The sequence below is a fragment of the Anaerosporomusa subterranea genome (assembly GCF_001611555.1).
Lineage (GTDB): Bacteria > Bacillota > Negativicutes > Sporomusales > Acetonemataceae > Anaerosporomusa > Anaerosporomusa subterranea.
In genome coordinates this window covers 129,458-149,086 of sequence record NZ_LSGP01000020.1, presented here as the reverse complement: position 1 = coordinate 149,086, position 19,629 = coordinate 129,458, and the positions used below count along the sequence as shown (strand labels likewise).

Sequence of the window (19,629 nt, the reverse complement as noted above, 5' to 3'; positions counted from 1 at the left end):
AGAGGTCTTAATTCTTTTGCTTATTCTCTGAACGCAGGCGCTTCTTTCGCTCAGGCGCCAACTACTCCCCTTGCACTCAGAAGTTTGGCAGCTCTCGTGATATCGTCCGCCGTTGCCGAAGCCACGCCATCAAGCGGATAAACTAGCGACAGCTGTTGCCACTTTTGTCGTCCTGCCTGATGGTAGGGCAGCAGTTCCACTCTCGGCTGAATCGGTAACGAGCAAATCAACTCGGCAAACTCAGCTAACTCCTGTTCCGTGTCAGTGATGCCAGGTATGATAACATGACGGACGATCAAGGGAGTTGTTAGCGCAACCAACCGCAAGTTCTCGATAATGTCGCGCCGCTCTTGCCCGGTCAAGCGTAAATGGGTAGCACGATTCGCCGCCTTAACCGAAAACATAACCAGGTCGGTATAAGGCAAAACCTTCTCGAGCGCATTTGGTGCACAAAACCCGGCTGTGTCCAGCGTGGTGTGGATGCCCTGCTCGCGGCAGGCTTGAAACAGCGCACCGACAAAATCCGGCTGCAGCAGCGGTTCGCCCCCGCTTATTGTCAGGCCACCGCCAGAGGCGTCATAAAAGCTGCGGTATTTCTCATAATCGGCCAGCACCTCCGTCACGCTGATCGTCTTGTTGCCAAACTCCCAGGTATCCCGGTTGTGACAAAAGATGCAGCCGAGTGTGCATCCGGACAAAAACAGCACATAGCGCATACCTGGCCCATCAACTGTGCCAAACGTTTCGACAGAGTGAAGATAGCCTGTCTGCTCACGATTCATAGAAGGTCCGGCTGATGACTTCCTGCTGATGCAGCGGTGAAAGCTTAATAAAGTTAACTGCATAGCCAGATACGCGGATGGTAAGCTGCGGATAGTCTTCCGGCTTGGCCATTGCCGCTTGCAGCAGGGCTCGGTCTAGTACATTGACATTGATATGGTGTCCGCCCTTAATCGCGTAACCATCTAAGAGAGCAGTCAGGTTCTTTTCCCTGGCTGCTTTGGTTTTGCCCAGCGCAGACGGGACGACAGTAAACGTATAGGAGATGCCATCCTGGCAGTCGGCGTAGGATAACTTTGCGACAGACGACGCTGCAGCGAGCGCGCCGCGCTTGTCCCGTCCATGCATGGGATTGGCGCCTGGGGCAAAGGGCTGACCTGCCTGACGCCCGTCAGGAGTTGCACCGGTTTTGCCGCCATACATGACGTTTGACGTGATCGTGAGAATGGATAAGGTATGTTTTGCATCACGGTATGCTGGGTGAAGCTTTAGCTTGGCGCTAAATTCGGCGCAGAGACCTGATGCAATCTGGTCAACCCGATCATCATCATTACCATAACACGGGTAATCGCCCGCAATTTCAAAACCAGTCGCAATACCGCGCTCATCCCGCACCGCTTTCACCTTGGCATGCTTGATAGCGCTGAGTGAGTCGGCGGCAACAGACAGTCCGGCGATACCAAACGCCATTAGCCTGCCTGGTTCGCTATCGTGCAAAGCCATCTGCAAACTTTCATAGGCATAGGTGTCGTGCATGCGATGAATCAGATTCATCGTGTTGACATAGAGTCCGGTCAGCCAATCAAGCACGATCGACAAATTGACTCTTACTGTATCATAATCTAAGGTCTCAGCCGTTAGCAGTGGCAGCTTCGGGCCGATTTGCTCACCGCTGACTTCATCCCGACCGCCGTTGATGGCGAGCAGCAGAGCTTTAGCCAGATTGGCACGGGCGCCGAAAAACTGCATTTGTTTGCCGACCGTCATAGCTGACACACAGCACGCAATCGCATAGTCGTCGCCATACTCTGGACGCATCAGTTCGTCATTCTCATACTGGATGGCGCTGCTGCTAATCGAGACTGCGGCAGAAAACTGCTTAAAGCCTTCAGGCAGCGCAGGTGACCATAGGACAGTCAGGTTCGGCTCAGGCGCAGGGCCGAGGTTGGCTAAGGTATGGAGAAAACGGAATGAGGTCTGCGTAACCAAGGTCCGGCCATCGCGTCCCATACCACCAATGGCTTCAGTAACCCACAGCGGGTCACCGGCAAATAATTCGTTATAGTCAGGGGTGCGCAAATGCCGCGCCAGACGCAGCTTAATAATCAGTTGATCAATCAATTCCTGTGCGCCCGATTCATCAAGCCGGCCCTCGTTCAGGTCGCGGATAATATAGATATCCAAAAAGGTCGATACCCGGCCAAGCGACATCGCGGCGCCGTTTTGCTCCTTGATCGCGCCAAGGTAGGCGAAGTATAGCCATTGAATCGCCTCTTGCGCATCCTCTGCCGGGCGCGAGATATCAAATCCGTATTGTTTTGCCATCAGCGCCAGATCAGCAAGAGCATGCAGTTGCTGGGCGATTTCCTCACGGGTCCGGATCACCGCTTCAGTCATTGGACTGTCGGCTAGTGCCGTCAAATCGTCCTGTTTTTCCTGAATCAGTCGCTCGGTGCCATACAGCGCTATTCGACGGTAATCACCAATGATTCGGCCCCGTCCATATGCATCAGGCAGACCGGTGATCATGCCCAGTCGGCGCGCTTGCTTCATTTCCTCGGTATATGCCTCAAACACTGCTGTGTTGTGCGTCTTGCGGTGATTGTGGTAGATGTCGCTAATCTGCGGGTTCAGTTTCCTGCCATAAGCCTCGCAGGCCTGTTCAGCCATCCGAACACCGCCGTTAACGATGACTCCCCGTTTAAGCGGCGCATCTGTCTGTAGGCCGACAATCAGCTCTAATTCTTTAGCAATATAGCCAGCGGCATGTGATGTGATGGTAGAAACGACTTCTGTATCAATATCAAGCACCCCGTCCGAATCCCGCTCCACTTTCAACAGACGAGTGCATTCTTCCCACAGCCGCTTGGTTTGGAACGTCGCCGCCGCCAAAAAGCTGGCATCACCTTCGTATGGTGTATAGTTCTTTTGAATAAAATCTCGCACATCGACACTTGTCTGCCAAACTCCATCTGTAAAGCCTCTCCACTGATCCATTGGAAGACCTCCCCTGAAAAATATTAAAACCGCCTGAACATCACAAAAACTATGCAATGCCCAGGCGGTCGGCTTTCATCTCCGCTACAGTCCACGTGGTTCAACCCACTAATCCGCCAGTCCTGTATCGGGTTCTATACGATTGTACAAACGGTTTGTACTCTTATTCTACCGAATACGCCCTTATTCGTCAAGAACTAAAATCCAATCTAATCTCCTAGTCAGTGCTAATCCCAAGGGCGTTCAGAAATGCCCAGATGCTAGGCAGCCCCGCCGACCCAGCAGCGACGCGTACGTCCGGTACGCTAGCAATGGGTTGGCGGGGCTAACAACGCAGATGGGCGTTTATCAACGCCCGACATCTTCCTTTTGGCTGACGATGGCCTTAACCGCCTTCTCAAACTTTGGTCTGGGCATGAGGACAAAGTGATTGCACTTTTGGCACTTTAGGCCAAAGTCAATGCCGGTTCGCGTGATTTCCCAGAGGTCAGAACCGCAGGGATGCGTTTTTTTGGTTTTAACAATATCGCCGATTTGGTAGCGGACAATCATGACTTGCCCCCTCTGTTTTCTGCGAGTTTTACTCCAGGTACTTGTGCCGCGGCTGGCAAGGGAATAGCGGCTGCGTCAAATAGTGTCTTGATTTTTTGCCGAATCGCCGCCTCCACCCCTCCCTGTTCCATGGGCAGGGTTTTTACAACGATTCGCATGACAAGTTCACCAGGCCGAAAGTCGACGATGCCCAATAGTTTGGGGGCTTCAATGATCTGCGGCAATTCCTTGACTGATTCGCAGGCTTCCGCTAATAACAACTGTACCTGATTAATATCTGCGTCATAGGCTACAGGCACATTGACAACAGCCTGCATGTGACCGCGCGTATAGTTAGTTACTTTGGTAATGGCACCGTTAGGGATGATATGCAGTACACCGTTCGTGCCACGCAGTTTGGTGATGCGAAAACCGACGTCTTCGACCGTGCCTGCCATGTCGCCATTTTCCACATAATCTCCCACCGAATATTGATCTTCCAGAATGATAAAGAAGCCGGTGATGACATCTTTGACCAACGTCTGCGCGCCAAAGCCGATCGCCAAGCCGATAACACCCGCGCCAGCAATAATTGACGTGGTGTCAATTTGGAATTCCTGCAGAATCATGACTAAGGTGACGAAGTAGACCATATACTGGACAATACTTTTTAATAGCGAGCTGAGTGTGCGAGCGCGTTTCTCCTCCAGGTAAAAATGCTTACCATCGGCCTTAGGCATAAAGAAACGATCAACAATTAGCTTGAAAAACCGCATCGCTAAGCCTGAGCCAATGACAATCAGACATAAGCGTAACACTCTATTGCCAATCACTAATAGATAATCCGGTGAAAACAGCTCGCTCATAGGTTCCTCCCATACTCAGACAACAATTCATATACTCTTTGCTGTTGGTCCCTACTGTAAAGCTTTGACCACAGGACATCCGCCTGAGCCAATACAGCCAGTGCCTGCTGCTGGTCTTTAGCTGCCAGCAATAGGCACTGGCCGCAGCTAATTGATATTTCGCGCGGGGTGGGCAGAGCAGTGACAGCAACGCCTGCTTCAGTCAGCAGCTTTTCGGCCTTGATGGCATGATGCACTGAGGCAAAGCTAATCAGCCGGTCTTTGGCCTCGCTCAAAGGGTGACCGCCCTGCCGGTCGCCAGCGCTTCAACGATCGTATACATATTGGTAATACCACCAACAGCTAGCCTTTCTTTTACTCCATAATAATCAAGGCAGGTCCCGCAAGACAAGACCTCGACACCACGTCCGGCTAGTGTCTCAATGTGCGCCAAAACTGGTGAATCCTGCAAGGTTAGTAATACGCCACTGTTTATGAACAATACTTTACTGGGCAGTTCCCGCTCTGTCAGTGTGTAAAAGAACGATTTCATGAGTACAGATCCCAGTTCTTTGTTGCCATGGCCGAGACTATCCTGGGTAATCAGCCAGACCCCACTGACCGATGACGCGGCGGTCCCAACAGGCGTAATCACCGCAGCCGGTATCCCTGACTTCGTAATCCGAATGCTAAAGTCTCCGTCCTGGCCCTCAACACTGACACCGCATTGCTGGGCAGTGGCGAATTTGACCACATTCTCCTTGGCGACTTGGTTATCAACTAGTACGGTTAGCGCTTCGCCATTTAAGCCAGCGAGCGCTTTTTTTGTTTCAATGACAGGCAGAGGGCAGGCCAGCCCCCTGCAGTCGAGTTGATTATTCAACAGTAATCTCTCCTTTACCTGTTCCGGTAACTTGGCCGATACAGGCTGCTGCCGACACTCCGCCGGCATGGAGTGCTGCCAGCAGCGCATTTGCCTGCCGAGCCGGCAAACTGATCAGCAGGCCGCCTGAGGTCTGAGGATCCCATAACAAATCTGCCGCTTGTTCCGGCACATGGGCCGCGATACGGATCCCTTTAGTACTAAAGTACTCCCGGTTGGCATAAGCGCCGCCTGGAACCAAACCCATAGCAGCAGCCTCAGCCGCTTCTGGCAGAAAGGGAACAGCAGTATGTTCAACAAGAATACTGACGCCCGATCCAGCTGCCATCTCAGAGAGATGGCCTAGTAGACCAAAGCCGGTGACATCAGTACAAGCACTAACAGCAAACGGCTCAAGCGCCTCTGCCGCAACCCGGTTAAGAGTTGTCATGCTATTAATCGCTGCCTGCCAGCCTTCGTTAAACATCTCAGCGCGAGAGGCAGTTGCCAAAATCCCTGTCCCTAATGGTTTGGTAAGGATTATCGCGTCGCCCGGTTTAGCACCAGCGTTTTTTAATATCTTGGCTGGGTGAACTACCCCGGTAACACTAAGTCCGTATTTGGGCTCAAGATCATCAATCGTATGTCCGCCGACAATGACTGCTCCGGCTTCCTTCACTTTATCCTGTCCGCCTTCCAGTATAGCTGGCAGGATTCCTTCATTCAATAAAGAGACCGGAAAGGCGACAATGTTCATCGCCGTCAACGGCCTGCCACCCATGGCATACACATCGCTGAGGCTGTTAGCAGCGGCAATTTGACCGAAGGTATAAGGGTCATCAACAATCGGCGTAAAGAAGTCCAGCGTCTGAATCAACGCTGTTTTTTCATCCAACAAATAGACTCCCGCGTCATCTGAAGTTTCTATTCCTACTAAGAGACGTGGGTGTTGCGGTCGTTCCAAATGACGCAGCACGTGCGCCAGGGCCCCTGGCCCAATTTTAGCAGCTCAACCGCCTCGTTTTGTATATTGAGTCAACTTCACCACTTTATACGCCTCCTTTGTTACCTATTATCGGGAAGCTGGAGGACGAAGACACGCTTAACCACAGATTACGCAGAGGTCACAGAGGGTTCACGGAGGGTCACGCTTAATGAAAAAAACACACCGTAGCCCTCTGGGTACCCTCAGCGTACTCTGCGTACTCTGCGGTTAACGTACCCCGTCTTCTCCTGTATATATTTTCTGCCAGCCGAAAGAAACTCCTCTTTTTCGCTAAGTCACCTCAGTAAACTATTTCGCATACCTTAGTGGTAGTAGCTGAGAGGTGATCGTCATGGCAAGCGAACAACGGCCCATTGTAGATACAATTCTTGGCGATGTTGCTGCCCTTGTTCCCCAGTTTTCCTCGATTGTCGCTTCTTACCGGCTACTGGTCGGCTCGGCCGAGGAACTGAGCCGGACCAGAGGCGTCTGTGAGGAGATCACTGAGCGAGCAATTATACGCGCCGACCGGGCTGGTGCTCTCATTGACATGTTATTGGAAATACTATGCTGCAAGGTTTCCTTCAGTACCAATTTCCTGGCCGTTAGCTGTGCTCCGGTCGATATTTTTCGGCTGTTGGCGTTGACCTGTACGGCCGATCCGTCCCGGCTAACTGCTGAGCAGATTATCGAGCTTGAAGCACTGCGCCAGCTATTGTGCCGGGAGCGGTCTGATTGTTGTTTTGTCGATAAAACCACTGGTCCTTGCACGCCGCCACCAGTAACCGCCAAGGAAGCTCCGACGCAAATTCCTTCCGATATCGCCGAAGAGCTCGAAACAGAGGTTATCCAAGAACTAGCCTCGATTGTCTCTCCGCAAAGACCAACGCCAATCTAACTTTCTTTAGACCTCTCCCGCTCGTGCGAACCAGCTGGCTCAGGATGAATAACCACATCGCAGCTGCCTAACTGACTTTCCAGTTCGGCTTCAACCTGATCGCAAATAGCGTGCGCCCGATCCAGACGCAGCCCCGGATCAAGCAATACATGCACGTCAATTTGACGTAGACTGCCACTGCGCCGGGTGCGCAGCCGGTGATGAGACACGACTTCCGGATGGGTGGCAAGAATATCATGGATAAGGTCGCGCTCGTGATGCGGCAGGCTGATATCAGTCAGCTCATACAAACTGTTCCAGGTCATATTCCAGCCAGCCTTAAAGATGATAGCTGCGACAACAATGGCAATGGCCGGATCAATCCAAGTCAACCCTGTCAGCTTCATTGCCACCAATCCCAAAAAAACGCCAATCGAGGTCCAGACATCTGTCTTCAGATGCAGAGCGTCTGCCGCCAATGCGTGGGAATGAGTTTGGTCAGCAACTGTTTGCAGCCGGCTGGATACCCACCAGTTCACACCGGCTGAAAATAGCATAACCGCCATTCCATAACCTACCAGCTCTGTCGGCTGTGGCGACCGCAGCTTATCGACCGATTCCCAAACTATCCAGATTGAGACCAGCACAATCAGGGCTGCTTCAATCATACCGGAGACATTTTCGATTTTACCGTGTCCGTAGGCATGCACGGCGTCTGGCTCTTTACCAGATTTACGCACTGCAACAAAAGCAATCAGCGCAGCCAATAGATCAACCGCTGAGTGAGCCGCCTCAGAAATAATACTGACCGAACCGCTCATCCAGCCCACTGCCAGTTTTAGTACAACCAACAGAGAATTAGAAGCAACCGATAATTTTGCTGTATTCGTCTTTACGGTGTTAATGTCTTGTATAACATCGTGGGACAAAGAGTTGTTCCCCCCCCCCGGAATGAAGTAAAAACCTGCGCCCATTGCTGGTCACGCAGGTTTTCCCTGTTGCAAGAAGCATCCGGCTGCGTCGCCTCCGGCTACCTATTGCTAATTTTGCCTTTTTAGCGTTTTCTTATACGGATATCAACTTCCATACGTCTACTGTATCTCTTTACCCACCCCCACGCCATTCAGACCGTTGAGGTGGCCCTAGATGCTAGGCAGCCCCGTTGCTCCCGCCGCGACGCGTACGATGCGGGTAGGTACGCTAGCAAGGGGGTAACGGGGCTGATTGCGCAACTCTTGGCGCTTTAGCGCCTTTCGCCGCTCTCGGCCGTCCATGGCCTTCGCGGCACCTGAACGTCCTGTTCAATGGAGTTGGCGGCATACCCTTTACGGGTGCAACGCAGATAGGGTCAGATCAACGGTCTGAATGGCCGATGTGAGCTATATGCTTGACCGGGCAGCCTATCGCTTCCAATCGATCAGTCAGCTGCTTTGTCTCTTTGACATCAGCCCGGATAACTAACTCAGAATCGCCATTGGCCAACGGATAGATCGCCAAACTGCCAATATTGATGTTTAGTTCAGCGAAGATGCGGGTGATCTCGTGCAATCGGCCCACTTCGTCTGACACGTCAATGGTTAACCGTGTTTTGCCCTTTTCCAGTCCCATGATCTCAATAAAGCATTTAAATATGTCGGTTTCGGTAATGAGACCGGTTACTGCTCCACCCTGACCAACAACGACCAGACCACCGATCCTGCTGCTGGTCATCAGCAAGGCGGCCTCCTCAATCGTAGCGTCCTGAGGGATGGTCACAACCTGCTTTTTCATGACGTCCTTAACAAGCATTTTGGCCAACAGATAGTTGAGTTCATAAATGGAGAGTGTTGTCGCCGGTGATGGCGAAACTTCTCTCAGGTCGCGATCGGTTACAATGCCCACCAGTTTTCCGTTATCGACAACAGGCAAACGGCGAAACTTGTTGGTCCTCATGATGTGGGCCGCGTCAGCCACCGAAGTCGTGGAAGTAATCGTAACCGGGTTGGGGGTCATCCGTGCAGCGACAAACATCATTCATCTCTCCTTACCTTTTACTCTCTCTTAGCCGCCAAGGTATGCTTTGCGCACCGCTTCACTCTCAGACAGCTCTTGAGCTGTGCCGGCCAGGGTGATACGTCCGGTTTCTAAAACATAGGCCTTGTGTGCAATCGAAAGCGCCATATTCGCATTCTGCTCAACCAGTAGGATGGTTGTGCCGCTCTCGTTGATTTCTTTAATAATCTTAAATATTTCCTTAACCAACAGCGGAGCCAATCCCATGGATGGTTCATCCAACAGCAGCAAGCGAGGGCGACTCATTAGCGCTCTGCCCATTGCCAGCATTTGCTGTTCACCGCCTGATAGAGTGCCTGCCAGTTGCGACTTGCGTTCAGCCAGCCGGGGAAAGCGCTCAAAGACTGTATCCATATCTTTCTTAATCTCGGATTTGTCACTTCTAATATACGCGCCCAGCTCTAAATTTTCAAGTACCGACATATTGGCGAAAATCCGCCGTCCCTCAGGCACTTGACTGATGCCAAGCTTTACGATAGATTGCGCTGCCATAGCTGCGATATCTTGGCCTTCAAAGGTAATCTGACCAGTCTTTGGTTTCAACAGACCGGAAACAGTCCGTAAAGTAGTGCTCTTGCCGGCGCCGTTTGCCCCGATTAACGTGACAATCTCTCCTTCAGCGACAGATACGCTGATGCCCTTTAATGCATGGATAGCGCCATAGTATACGTTAATATTATCAATTGTCAGCATCAGTTTACCTCCTCACCGAGGTAGGCCTCGATAACCCGCGGGTTGCTCTTAATCTCGGCAGGCGTGCCGGACGCGATAATCTGGCCATAGTCGAGTACATAAATCCGCTCACATACACCCATGACCAAGCTCATATCATGTTCAATCAGCAATATGGTCAGGTCAAAGCGTTGTCGTATCCAGCGAATCATTTCCATTAGTTCGTGGGTTTCCTGCGGATTCATGCCTGCTGCCGGCTCGTCAAGGAGCAGCAACTTAGGCTGCGCAGCCAGGGCGCGAGCAATCTCCAGACGGCGCTGCTCGCCATAGGGGAGATTTTTAGCGATTTCATCTTTTTTATCTTCGAGATTAAAGATCTTGAGAAATTCTACAGCCTTCGCCGTAATCTCGGCTTCTTCCGGATAGTAGCGGCCAATGCGGAAAACCGACTCCAGCAAACCGTACTTCACATGAAAATGGTATGCGATCTTTACATTATCAAGCACCGACAAATCAGCGAACAGCCGGATATTCTGAAAGGTTCTGGCAATGCCGCGCTGGGTAATCTGATAGGGTTTCAGCCCAACTACGCTTTTGTCGTCAAACTCAATCGTTCCATCTGTCGGCTCATACACTCCGGTTAGCAGATTAAACGCGGTTGTTTTACCAGCACCGTTAGGGCCGATCAAGCCTACCAGCTCACCTGGTTGAATATCAATCGTAAAATTTGAAACAGCCCGCAAGCCGCCGAATACTTTTGATAATTTATCAGTCTTTAGCATGCTCACGCTTGCCACCTCCTGTAAACCGGCTGAACAGCTTTAGGCTGAGTTCTTTACTGCCAAATATCCCCTGCGGTCTGTACAGCATGAGTATGATCAATAGCAGCGAGTAAATAACCATCCGCCACTCGGGGTAGCTGGCTAGTGCGGCTGAAATGAAGGTTAAGAGAATCGCCCCAGCGATTGAGCCAGTCAGACTGCCTAAGCCACCGAGAACAACCATAGTCAGAATATCAAATGACCGCATAAAGGTGAACGAAGCCGGATGAGCAATATAGAAATAGTGGGAAAACAACGCACCGGCAACGCCAGCGAAAGACGCGCCAATGGTAAACGCCAGCACCTTGTATTTCGTCGTATCAACCCCCATTGCCTCGGCGGCAATCTCGTTCTCACGAACCGAGATACAGGCGCGGCCATGACTGGAGTTGATGAAGTTCTTAATAAAGAACAAGGTGAACAGCATGATGAAGAATGCCCAGGTAAAGGTTGTGTGACGAGGAATGCCCATGAAGCCGGACGCACCGCCAACATAGGGAATGTTCAGAATGGTAATACGGATGATCTCACCTAGTCCTAGTGTCGCAATCGCCAAATAGTCGCCGCGCAGTCGCAGCGTCGGCAAACCGATGACAAAGCCCAGGAAGCCTGCTCCCAGGCCACCGGCTAGGATGGCAACGAGAAACGGCATCTGCATCTTCACGCTAAGCACTGCGGAAAGGTACGCGCCTACAGCCATAAAGCCAGCGTGGCCGATGGAGAATTGACCGGTAAAACCGTTAATCAAGTTGAGACTAGCGGATAAAATGACGTTGATACAAATCAGAATTACATTCAACAGCCAAAATGCGCCGATGAATTCAACCTCGATTAGGCCCTGTATTACAGCATAGACAAGTATACTGGCGCCTAGAATGTATAGGTCGTTCTTTTTCGTTGTATTCATGCCCTTCACCTACACTTTCTCGCGCACGTTCTTGCCCATCAAGCCAGAGGGCTTAAACAGCAGAATAATGATCAAGATACCAAAAGCTGCCGCATCGCGGAAAGTCGAGGAAATGAAACCAGACACCAGCGCTTCGATAACGCCCAAGATAACACCGCCCGCCATAGCCCCAGGAATGACGCCGATGCCACCCAGCACTGCCGCGACGAATGCTTTCAGACCAGGCATAACCCCCATCAGTGGGTCAATCGAGTTGTAGTATACGCCAACCAGAACACCGGCAGCAGCAGCCAGTCCAGAACCAATCGCAAACGTGAACGAGATGACTCTGTCCACATTAATTCCCATCAACCGCGCCGCGTCTGTATCATAGGATACAGCTCGCATCGCTTTGCCGATCTTAGTATGATGCACAACATAGGTTAATACAACCATTAATAAGAGCGATACAACCAGAATGACGATCTGTTGACTATTGACAATGATGCCGCCAAATTTGAATGTCATCGTGGTGAACAGTGTCGGAAACGTCCGAGGCTGCGGCGTAACCAGCAGCATTCCGCCATATTCCAATAGTAGCGATACGCCGATCGCGGTGATCAGGACCGCGATTTTAGGTGCGTTGCGAAGCGGTCGATATGCGGCCCGCTCGATCAGTACGCCGACTAGTGCTGAACCAGCCATGGCCAGCAGCAGCGCCGGCAGGAAGGACAGCTTAAACACTGTTGTCGTAAAATAGGCAATATAGGCACCCAACATGTAAATATCGCCATGGGCAAAGTTTATGAGCCGAATAATGCCGTAAACCATGGTGTAGCCCAGCGCGATGAGCGCATAAATGCTGCCAAGGGAAATCCCGTTGATCAACTGTTGTCCCAACTGTTGGAGAAATGAGTTTACTTCCACGCGCTCCCCTCCTTACTTCCTAAACATATTTGCTTCGAATCTGCGCTCGTGGTCTGTTGCCACATTAATAAAGAAGAGACTGTAGCCAGATGCAGGTATTTTGGCGCCAGTCCCTCGCATTCAATGTCTGCAGACAGCTTCGTCCACTTGCTATAAACATTGTGTCCCTGATGTGAATATTATAAATGCGGCATGTACATGTGTCAAGAGATACTGCTACAAAACTGCTCCAATGTCCTCTCTGTACAGACAAAGGTTTGTCACGATAGAAACTCGAAGGGCAATGCAGCGACAGCCGTTTTTATAGTAGTCTGCAAAAGAGGATAGGGCCTGTATCCCTATCCCCATCATGGTACTGACCACTATCTGCTATGGATTAATTTTTTCTTTAAATACCTGCTTACCTTCTTTCATTTCAATAACTACCGCGCTCTTAATAGGGTTGTGGTTTGAATCAAGATTGATCAGACCTGTTACAACCTGCAGATCCTTGGTCTGTGCTAAAGCGTCCTTGATTTTGCCAGGTTCAGTACTGTTGGCGCGTTTAATGGCGTCGGCAGCCATAAGCGCTGCGTCATAACCAAGAGCCGCCATTGCATCAGGAACTTGTCCGTATTCTTTTTTATACGATTCAACGAATTTTACAACGCGCGGATCCTTATCTTCCGGTGAGTAGTGGTTGCTAAAATACCCGTTTTCAAGAGAAGCGGCGCCAGCAATTTCAACCAGCTTCGGCGAATCCCAGCCATCGCCGCCGAGCAGAGGCTGCGTGATACCTAACTCACGGGCTTGCTTGACGATTTTCCCAACTTCTTCGTAATAACCGGGAATGAAGATGACCTCTGGATTGGATGCTTTAAGCTTCGTCAGAGTCGCTTTGAAATCCTGATCTTTTTGCAAAAATGCTTCTTTGGCAACAATCTTACCGCCATTCTTTATGAAGGATTCCTCAAAGAATTGGGCCAGACCCTTTGAATAGTCAGAGCTATTGTCAATATATACCGCAGCCGTTTTAGCTTTCAATGACTTGCTGGCAAAGTTGGCCATTACCGTACCCTGAAAGGGGTCAATAAAGCAAGCCCGAAATGCGTAATCTCTTACTTTGCCGCCATCGACTGTTACTTTGGGGTTGGTGGACGTCGTGCTAATGAACGGAACCTTATTGTCGTGTGCTACCTGTGAAGCAGCCAAGGTGTTGGAGCTCGCAACCGCACCAAGGACTGTTACCACTTTATCTTGGGTAATCAGTTTCGTTATTGCGTTGGTCGATTCTGATGGTTCTGATTTATTGTCAGCTACGATAAAGGTCAATTGTTTTCCCAGGACGCCGCCGGCAGCATTAATTTCCTTAATAGCAAGTTTGATGCCATTAGCAGTGGACTGACCAAATGTAGCGATACCGCCAGTCAATTCCAAGTTTCCACCAATCTTAATGTCTTTCGCTTCCGGCTTAGCAGCTCCGCCACAGCCTGATAATACGGCGGCCAGCAGAATTACACTTGTCAACACGCTGAAAATAGTCACCCATCTCTTGGACATGAATACTCCCCCTACTCATTTTTAGCTTGGGTTTGTGCAATCCTTGCCGACTCACTGCATTAGCCGGCTTACGTCAGTAGAATAATGGGTTTTATAGAACAATTATATGTGTAACTATTTTTGCGTGTCAATAAATATTTATAATATATTGTATACACTGTTTTTACCGAGAGAACTATAGTTCGCACTTTCACAAACAAGGTCCAGGATAAAGATAACGAAAACACAGAGGATGCGTAGGGTCAGACTCCTGTGTGCCCTGTCCTTTTTCGCAGAAAGAAAGGATTCGCATTACACGAATCCTTTCCTGCTTTGTGACGTCTCGCGCTTCGCGGTCTTGCGCTAACGTACCTAATGCTACTTTCTATACGTTGAACTGTTTTTATGCAAAATTAGCTGGCGACAGTGGTTTTATACATCAAGATCGGCTCGGAGTTCGCGTTCATCGTCCAGACACCGCAGGGGCAAACACCAGCGCAGATGCCACAGCCGATGCAGCGCTGGGCGTCTGATGCATATTGGTAGGATCCATCAGCGGTAGTGCGGCTAATGGCTTTCTCCGGGCAGGACTTTTCGCACATATGGCAGTCGCGGCAAGTACCGCAGCTAATGCAGCGTTGATGGTCTTGCTCAGCGGCTGGCAGCTCACAAGCGCCGCACTTGGCAAAATATGCAGTATGCAATCGTCCAGCCGGTATGATGGTTTTCTTGGGTGGCGCATATTCGCCGCTCGTCAGCCAAGCGTGAATTGACTCTGCAGCCTGGTTTGCCATACCGATAGCGTCGACTAACCGCCCAGGGCGAATGGTATCCCCGGCTGTAAACACTCCGGCGGCAATGCCATAATCACCTGCAGGTTGCAAACAGCCCCGCTCCAGAGGAATCTCCGCGGGCAAGAAGCCTAAATCAGGCGTTTCGCCAACTGTAATGATGACCGTATCAGCCGGATAGACGCGACCATCAGTCGCAACCAGCCCTTCGGCGGTAATCTCCTTAGTCATGACTGGCCACAACAGCACACCGCCAAGTGTCTCCACATGCTCGATTTCCTTAGCAAAGGCTGCCGGTTTCTGCACATCAATGCAGGTAACCTGTTCAGCCCCCATTTGGTAGGCGCCGACAGCGGCGTCCATACCAGAATTACCACAGCCGATGACGACTACTTTCTTGCCAACGGGTGGCCGCTCACCGCGATTAACCGCTTTTAAGAAATCGAGCCCTTTAACAACCCGTTCATTCCCCGGCCAAGGGAAGACACGCGGAATGTGCGCGCCGGTCGCTACTACAACAGCATCGTTTGCATCCCTAAGTGTAGCAAACAGTGCCTGATCAACCCGCACGCCGGTGCGGAATTTGACGCCCATCGCTTCAATTCGTTTCAGCTCGCGTGCTAAAATTTCTGGCAATAGGCGGCTGCGAGGAATAACCTGTTCCATTTTTCCGCCCATGCGTTGATCTTGTTCATAGACTGTCACTTGATGACCTTTGCGCGCCAGTTGCCAGGCTACACTCAGACCTGCCGCCCCACCGCCGATGACAGCCACACTGCGTCCGGTTTCCAACTCAGGCTTCGGCGGGCTGACCTCCTGGGAGTACAAGCCTAATTGACCAATCTGAGCTGACAAATCAAGGCTCTGTCGAGTGCAGTCATCCATACAGGGATTCGGGCAGACTGAGCCACACACCGATCCTGGGAATGGCGTATAGTCAAGCACCAGCTTATAGGCTTCATCGATCTTGCCTTCACGCAGTAAATTGAATCTGGTTTGCGTCGGAATTGACGCCGGGCAGTTGAACTCACACGGGGCACTATAGCGACTGTTTTCCCAGACGGGAACCCGTTGTCGGTATAGTCCGTTTGCCACCAGGCCAACCACTTGATAGTCGTCAACACAGACATCACCGAAGATGCCGCCTTGAACCCATTGTTGCGTACGGAAAGATCGAATATCAGTATTGGCTTTTTTGGGCCGTTCGTCATAACTGAGAGGAACAATTTTTTTCCACTCAGACCAGTCAGTCAACTCAGTAGCCAACTCCGGGCGATCAATATAGGATAAAAAGTTATTCATCCCACTCTGCAGATAGGCGATATCGGGCGCCGCCAAGGACTGTATTTTCACATCTTTTTTAGAAACACCAGTGACAGGACCCCGCACGTACAGGACTCCCCCTACCATGCCGACACAGGAGCGGTCACCCAATACGGACTCGTCAGAACTGGAGCCATACCCGCAGATAACGGCAATACCGCCAGACATGAATTCAAACGAGAAGCTGCCACAGCTTTTCAGTACCCAAAATTCAGGCGGATCATATAGCGGATCATGCTTCATCATCGATCCTGAACGCGTCCCGGCTCTGCCGCCAACATAGATTTTACCTGATGCTGCGCAATGGGCAGTCGTGTCGCCGCCATCGCCTTTAACGGTGATGGTTCCGCCGGCGTTTAACCAGCCGACATCAGCCGAAGCCGGACCCTCGACAAGGATCTCTGTTCCCGGTAGACACATGGAGCCAACCCGCTGACCAGGATTGACAACGCGAAACTTGATCGTCTTCCCTTCAGGATGCCATAATGGTCCGCCAATGTCGTGCTGACCGGACGCTTCAATGAAAAAGTCTGTCTCACCCGCCGCCAGCGCCGCGTTAATCGCCTCGAGGAGGTCTTGGGTGGACATCCGTTTATTGCCTTCAGTTGCATAAATGCTAAACATTTGTCATTACCCCCCTTAACACGCGTACTGGATCGCAAGCTTATCGGCCACAGCTTTGTCAGTCGTGACCAGCGCGTCAGAACGTCCTACCGGCAGCGAGCTGTTGCCAACCGGGGCCATTAACTTTCTTAACTCACTATCAAACGCCAACATATAGTCGACAATGTTTTGCGCGCCTTTATCAATATCCAGCCGTTTGACCAAACGCGGATCTTGCGTACAGATCCCTGTCGGACAAAGACCGGTGTTACAAGCATTGCAACGCCCTCGCTCATTGCCGACACAGCCCAGCAGCTGAGCCAGCAGTTTGCCCATAAACACGCCGTTGGCGCCCAGGCAAATCATTTTGAAGACGTCAGCCGCGGCATTGCCAGTCATGCCAACGCCGCCGCCTGCCCATAACGGGATTTGGCCTTGCCGCCCCTGCTTGACTGCCGCTTGATAGCATTCACGCAGTTTCGAGACAATCGGATGCCCAGTATGATCAAGTGAAACTTCATTAGCTGCTCCGGTACCACCTTGGATACCGTCGAGGAAAAAGCCACCGCAAATATAGTACGGATCACGCAACAGGTTGTTGTATACCGACACCGACGTGGCCGAAGCGGCGCATTTGATCGCCACCGGCACGCGAAATTTAAAGGCAGCGTTTAAGGACATGTGCATTTTCTGCACCGACTCTTCAATCGAGTACAAACCTTGATGATTAGGCGGTGACATCAGGTCTGCCTTGGGTACACCGCGGATAGCCTGAACGTGTTCAGCCACTTTGGCGGCTGGCAACAGGCCACCGTCACCCGGCTTAGCCCCCTGACCAATCTTAATGAGAATGCCGCCTGGCTCGACTTTCATCTTTGGCATTGCTTTGATAATCCGGTTCCAACCAAAATGCCCGGAGGCAATTTGAATAATAGAGTATTTTAGGTAATCAGACTCCATTAACTTAACCGGCATACCGCCCTCGCCTGAGCTCATCCGGATTGGCATGCCGTACTTTTCGTTCAGATAGGCGGTAGCCATGGCGACTGCCTCCCAGGCACGCGTCGATAAGGCACCAATTGACATATCACTAAAAATTACCGGATATATCCAATTAACTGGCGGCATCTTACCGTTCATTTCTAGTGATTCGCCGTTTATCGAGAATGGCAGTTGGCTGGGTGGCAGCACCCGCCCGAACGGCGCAAGCACGTCAAAGGTGTGGCGCTCCGAGTCAAGTGCAGGGTCGGTCATCTGCGATATACGTCCGACCACAATTTTATCTAACACCCGGTCTGCTGTCCCCAGATTTGCCCGTCCACCGCGTTTTAGCGGCGCGCCGCCAGAACGCGCTAACAGATTGGCCCGCGAATCCGCATTTCTCTCTGTGCGGATCGCCTGATTGGGGCATACCTTCTCGCACATGCCACAGCCGACACAGGCATGAGCGATAGAGCGTTTCTGCTTGATCGCCGGCGCCGCTAAATGACGGCGACTGGGATCAGGAACAGTGCCGGTGGACACGGTAATAGAACGTCTCTCGACAACAGCCTCAATTGCTTGAAACGTGCAAGCCGCAACACAGCTGCCGCACATCGTGCAGCGATCCGATGACCACTCCACTTTCCAGGGCAGGTCGTTGGCGGAGATGTCTTGCGTCTTTACTGTTTCCATCGCTCTACCTCCATGTCAGGTTTAATCAGGACAACTTCCCTTTCGTTCGGGTAAATATCTTTTTCCGGATCTCGGCCAGGGAGAATCGCATGCAGTCCACAAACTTCAGAGGAAATGGCAATAGTGGTGCTATCACCGCCAATAACGACCGGACGCAGCTTCTTAGAGTCGCAACAGGTCATCATACTGCCATCTGGTAACATGGCAATGATCGTATTTGGACCATTGATCTCCAAGTGACCAAGCGATTGCCGGATAGCTCCTAACACTTGCCGATCCGGGCGGCGCTCGATTTCATCAAAGGGTAGCGGCGTAATCACATGTTTGTAATACACTAGTGGCCAGTTTAACTGTCGATGCACATAGTGAAGTGTATATAAGAAATTTTGCGAATCTGATTCAAAGCCAATATAACCACGGTGCAGCGACTTTTGGTATTCCTTATTCTTAGTGTAAAAGGTGTTCTCACCATTGGCGCATAGAGTGTAACCTTGCAGGAAAAACGGATGGGCGGCATAGCGGACAACTTCATAGTTGGTATTCTGGCGGCATTGCACTACGATGTTGCGAGCCATTAGATCGCCGTTGTCTTCCCACAAGCGAAAATAGGTGGCGATATCAGCCGGGTCACCGATCTCTTTGAGAGTCAGAACATCAGGCCAAAACGAGAATACATAGCCTTCCCCTGCTTCCTCCAGTATCTGTCGCAGCGCTAGCCTGGTATCAACCAGCAACTCTTCCTTTTCAGCTTGCGAACGGTGGCGATAGTATTCGGGGTATTCGTAGGCTCTAAAGACATAATAGGGCAGGGCTTGAATATCAAGTCCGGCGATGCGGTTCGGTTTGGGGATATACTCCTTGATTGGCGCAAAGTTATTGGCATCCATATAGTCTTGCACCAGCTTTAGTCCATCCTGCTTACAAGCCAGCGATAATAACGGCTTAGCCTTAAAGTCAGCAAACTCACCTTCAAGGTCTTGCATCACCATGGCAAAACCTGAGTTATCATGCCCCTCCTGCTGTGGCAGCATCAAATGTAGTGCCTGGGAAGGATGAAGAGGGTTCTTTGACTTGATTGCTCCAATCCTACACATTAAACATCCCGCCTTTTAAAAAATTACTAATTACTCAAAAAATCACGCGGGGACAGTTGTTAGGGATATGAGGAATGGGTAAACGCTAATCACAGAGTAAGCGAAGGGCACCCGCAGAGGGCTGCGGTTTCACACCTACGTTTATCCTCTTTAGTAAAGCGCAACCTTTCT

General features: G+C 51.0%; 18 protein-coding genes and 1 riboswitch. Of the genes, 1 reads left to right on the top strand and 17 read right to left on the bottom strand.

Features of this window, described 5'->3' with window-relative positions; translation table 11 throughout:
- Positions 1-50: 50 nt before the first annotated feature.
- From pflA to selD, 7 genes are all read right to left on the bottom strand, one after another.
- Positions 51-782, bottom strand: coding sequence for a pyruvate formate-lyase-activating protein (gene pflA, locus AXX12_RS13070; RefSeq protein ID WP_066243475.1), 732 nt, complete (start codon positions 780-782; stop codon positions 51-53).
- On the bottom strand, positions 772-2,997 hold the full coding sequence (gene pflB, locus AXX12_RS13065; protein ID WP_066243472.1) for a formate C-acetyltransferase: 2,226 nt from the start codon (positions 2,995-2,997) through the stop codon (positions 772-774). Before pflB ends, pflA begins: the two co-directional genes overlap by 11 nt.
- Before the next feature lie 51 nt (positions 2,998-3,048).
- A riboswitch (ZMP/ZTP riboswitch) is annotated at positions 3,049-3,131 on the bottom strand.
- 214 nt (positions 3,132-3,345) lie between these two features.
- Positions 3,346-3,549, bottom strand: coding sequence for a DUF951 domain-containing protein (locus tag AXX12_RS13060; protein WP_066243468.1), 204 nt, complete (start codon positions 3,547-3,549; stop codon positions 3,346-3,348).
- Positions 3,546-4,394 carry a mechanosensitive ion channel family protein gene (locus AXX12_RS13055; protein ID WP_066243467.1) on the bottom strand — a complete coding sequence of 283 codons (849 nt, stop codon included), beginning with the start codon at positions 4,392-4,394 and terminating at the stop codon, positions 3,546-3,548. Before AXX12_RS13055 ends, AXX12_RS13060 begins: the two co-directional genes overlap by 4 nt.
- Positions 4,391-4,669: a DUF3343 domain-containing protein gene (locus AXX12_RS13050; protein WP_066243464.1), complete on the bottom strand. Its 279-nt coding sequence runs from the start codon at positions 4,667-4,669 to the stop codon at positions 4,391-4,393. Before AXX12_RS13050 ends, AXX12_RS13055 begins: the two co-directional genes overlap by 4 nt.
- Positions 4,666-5,256, bottom strand: coding sequence for a sulfurtransferase-like selenium metabolism protein YedF (yedF, locus tag AXX12_RS13045; protein WP_066243461.1), 591 nt, complete (start codon positions 5,254-5,256; stop codon positions 4,666-4,668). Before yedF ends, AXX12_RS13050 begins: the two co-directional genes overlap by 4 nt.
- Positions 5,249-6,283 carry a selenide, water dikinase SelD gene (gene selD / locus AXX12_RS13040; RefSeq protein WP_082816861.1) on the bottom strand — a complete coding sequence of 345 codons (1,035 nt, stop codon included), beginning with the start codon at positions 6,281-6,283 and terminating at the stop codon, positions 5,249-5,251. Before selD ends, yedF begins: the two co-directional genes overlap by 8 nt.
- A 289-nt stretch (positions 6,284-6,572) precedes the next feature.
- Between selD and AXX12_RS13035 the strand changes: the two genes are divergently transcribed.
- Positions 6,573-7,118 (top strand): hypothetical protein, encoded by a 546-nt coding sequence (locus tag AXX12_RS13035; protein ID WP_066243453.1) that lies wholly within the window; start codon positions 6,573-6,575, stop codon positions 7,116-7,118.
- On the opposite strand, the gene AXX12_RS13030 is transcribed toward AXX12_RS13035, so the two are convergent.
- The 10 genes from AXX12_RS13030 to AXX12_RS12985 form a co-directional block, all read right to left on the bottom strand.
- Entirely contained in the window at positions 7,115-8,026 is a 912-nt protein-coding gene (locus AXX12_RS13030; protein WP_231881891.1) for a cation diffusion facilitator family transporter, read from the bottom strand. The two genes, AXX12_RS13035 and AXX12_RS13030, sit on opposite strands and share 4 nt — an antisense overlap.
- Positions 8,027-8,450: 424 nt before the next feature.
- Complete coding sequence (locus tag AXX12_RS13025; RefSeq protein ID WP_066243448.1) at positions 8,451-9,107, bottom strand: CBS and ACT domain-containing protein; 657 nt, start codon at positions 9,105-9,107, stop codon at positions 8,451-8,453.
- A gap of 30 nt (positions 9,108-9,137) precedes the next feature.
- On the bottom strand, positions 9,138-9,842 hold the full coding sequence (locus AXX12_RS13020) for an ABC transporter ATP-binding protein (protein WP_066243446.1): 705 nt from the start codon (positions 9,840-9,842) through the stop codon (positions 9,138-9,140).
- On the bottom strand, positions 9,842-10,609 hold the full coding sequence (locus AXX12_RS13015; protein WP_066243445.1) for an ABC transporter ATP-binding protein: 768 nt from the start codon (positions 10,607-10,609) through the stop codon (positions 9,842-9,844). Before AXX12_RS13015 ends, AXX12_RS13020 begins: the two co-directional genes overlap by 1 nt.
- On the bottom strand, positions 10,590-11,549 hold the full coding sequence (locus tag AXX12_RS13010; RefSeq protein WP_066243442.1) for a branched-chain amino acid ABC transporter permease: 960 nt from the start codon (positions 11,547-11,549) through the stop codon (positions 10,590-10,592). Before AXX12_RS13010 ends, AXX12_RS13015 begins: the two co-directional genes overlap by 20 nt.
- Before the next feature lie 9 nt (positions 11,550-11,558).
- Positions 11,559-12,455 carry a branched-chain amino acid ABC transporter permease gene (locus AXX12_RS13005; protein WP_066243440.1) on the bottom strand — a complete coding sequence of 299 codons (897 nt, stop codon included), beginning with the start codon at positions 12,453-12,455 and terminating at the stop codon, positions 11,559-11,561.
- 369 nt (positions 12,456-12,824) lie between these two features.
- Positions 12,825-13,994: an ABC transporter substrate-binding protein gene (locus AXX12_RS13000; RefSeq protein ID WP_066243437.1), complete on the bottom strand. Its 1,170-nt coding sequence runs from the start codon at positions 13,992-13,994 to the stop codon at positions 12,825-12,827.
- Positions 13,995-14,386: 392 nt separating this feature from the next.
- The gene (locus AXX12_RS12995; RefSeq protein ID WP_066243434.1) at positions 14,387-16,711 is read right to left on the bottom strand and encodes an FAD-dependent oxidoreductase; all 2,325 of its coding nucleotides are present in this window, start codon (positions 16,709-16,711) and stop codon (positions 14,387-14,389) included.
- A 15-nt stretch (positions 16,712-16,726) separates the two neighbouring features.
- Positions 16,727-18,364 (bottom strand): glutamate synthase-related protein, encoded by a 1,638-nt coding sequence (locus AXX12_RS12990; protein WP_066243431.1) that lies wholly within the window; start codon positions 18,362-18,364, stop codon positions 16,727-16,729.
- The gene (locus AXX12_RS12985; protein WP_066243428.1) at positions 18,352-19,458 is read right to left on the bottom strand and encodes a class II glutamine amidotransferase domain-containing protein; all 1,107 of its coding nucleotides are present in this window, start codon (positions 19,456-19,458) and stop codon (positions 18,352-18,354) included. Before AXX12_RS12985 ends, AXX12_RS12990 begins: the two co-directional genes overlap by 13 nt.
- Between the last annotated feature and the right edge of the window lie 171 nt (positions 19,459-19,629).

Excerpts from the sequence above, each read along its gene's own strand:
- pflA (WP_066243475.1), bottom strand. The coding sequence starts at position 782 with ATGAATCGTGAGCAGACAGGCTATCTTCACTCTGTCGAAACGTTTGGC.
- pflB (WP_066243472.1), bottom strand. The coding sequence starts at position 2,997 with ATGGATCAGTGGAGAGGCTTTACAGATGGAGTTTGGCAGACAAGTGTC.
- AXX12_RS13060 (WP_066243468.1), bottom strand. The coding sequence starts at position 3,549 with ATGATTGTCCGCTACCAAATCGGCGATATTGTTAAAACCAAAAAAACG.
- AXX12_RS13055 (WP_066243467.1), bottom strand. The coding sequence starts at position 4,394 with ATGAGCGAGCTGTTTTCACCGGATTATCTATTAGTGATTGGCAATAGA.
- AXX12_RS13035 (WP_066243453.1), top strand. The coding sequence starts at position 6,573 with ATGGCAAGCGAACAACGGCCCATTGTAGATACAATTCTTGGCGATGTT.
- AXX12_RS13025 (WP_066243448.1), bottom strand. The coding sequence starts at position 9,107 with ATGTTTGTCGCTGCACGGATGACCCCCAACCCGGTTACGATTACTTCC.
- AXX12_RS13020 (WP_066243446.1), bottom strand. The coding sequence starts at position 9,842 with ATGCTGACAATTGATAATATTAACGTATACTATGGCGCTATCCATGCA.
- AXX12_RS13010 (WP_066243442.1), bottom strand. The coding sequence starts at position 11,549 with ATGAATACAACGAAAAAGAACGACCTATACATTCTAGGCGCCAGTATA.
- AXX12_RS13000 (WP_066243437.1), bottom strand. The coding sequence starts at position 13,994 with ATGTCCAAGAGATGGGTGACTATTTTCAGCGTGTTGACAAGTGTAATT.
- AXX12_RS12995 (WP_066243434.1), bottom strand. The coding sequence starts at position 16,711 with ATGTTTAGCATTTATGCAACTGAAGGCAATAAACGGATGTCCACCCAA.
- AXX12_RS12990 (WP_066243431.1), bottom strand. The coding sequence starts at position 18,364 with ATGGAAACAGTAAAGACGCAAGACATCTCCGCCAACGACCTGCCCTGG.
- AXX12_RS12985 (WP_066243428.1), bottom strand. The coding sequence starts at position 19,458 with ATGTGTAGGATTGGAGCAATCAAGTCAAAGAACCCTCTTCATCCTTCC.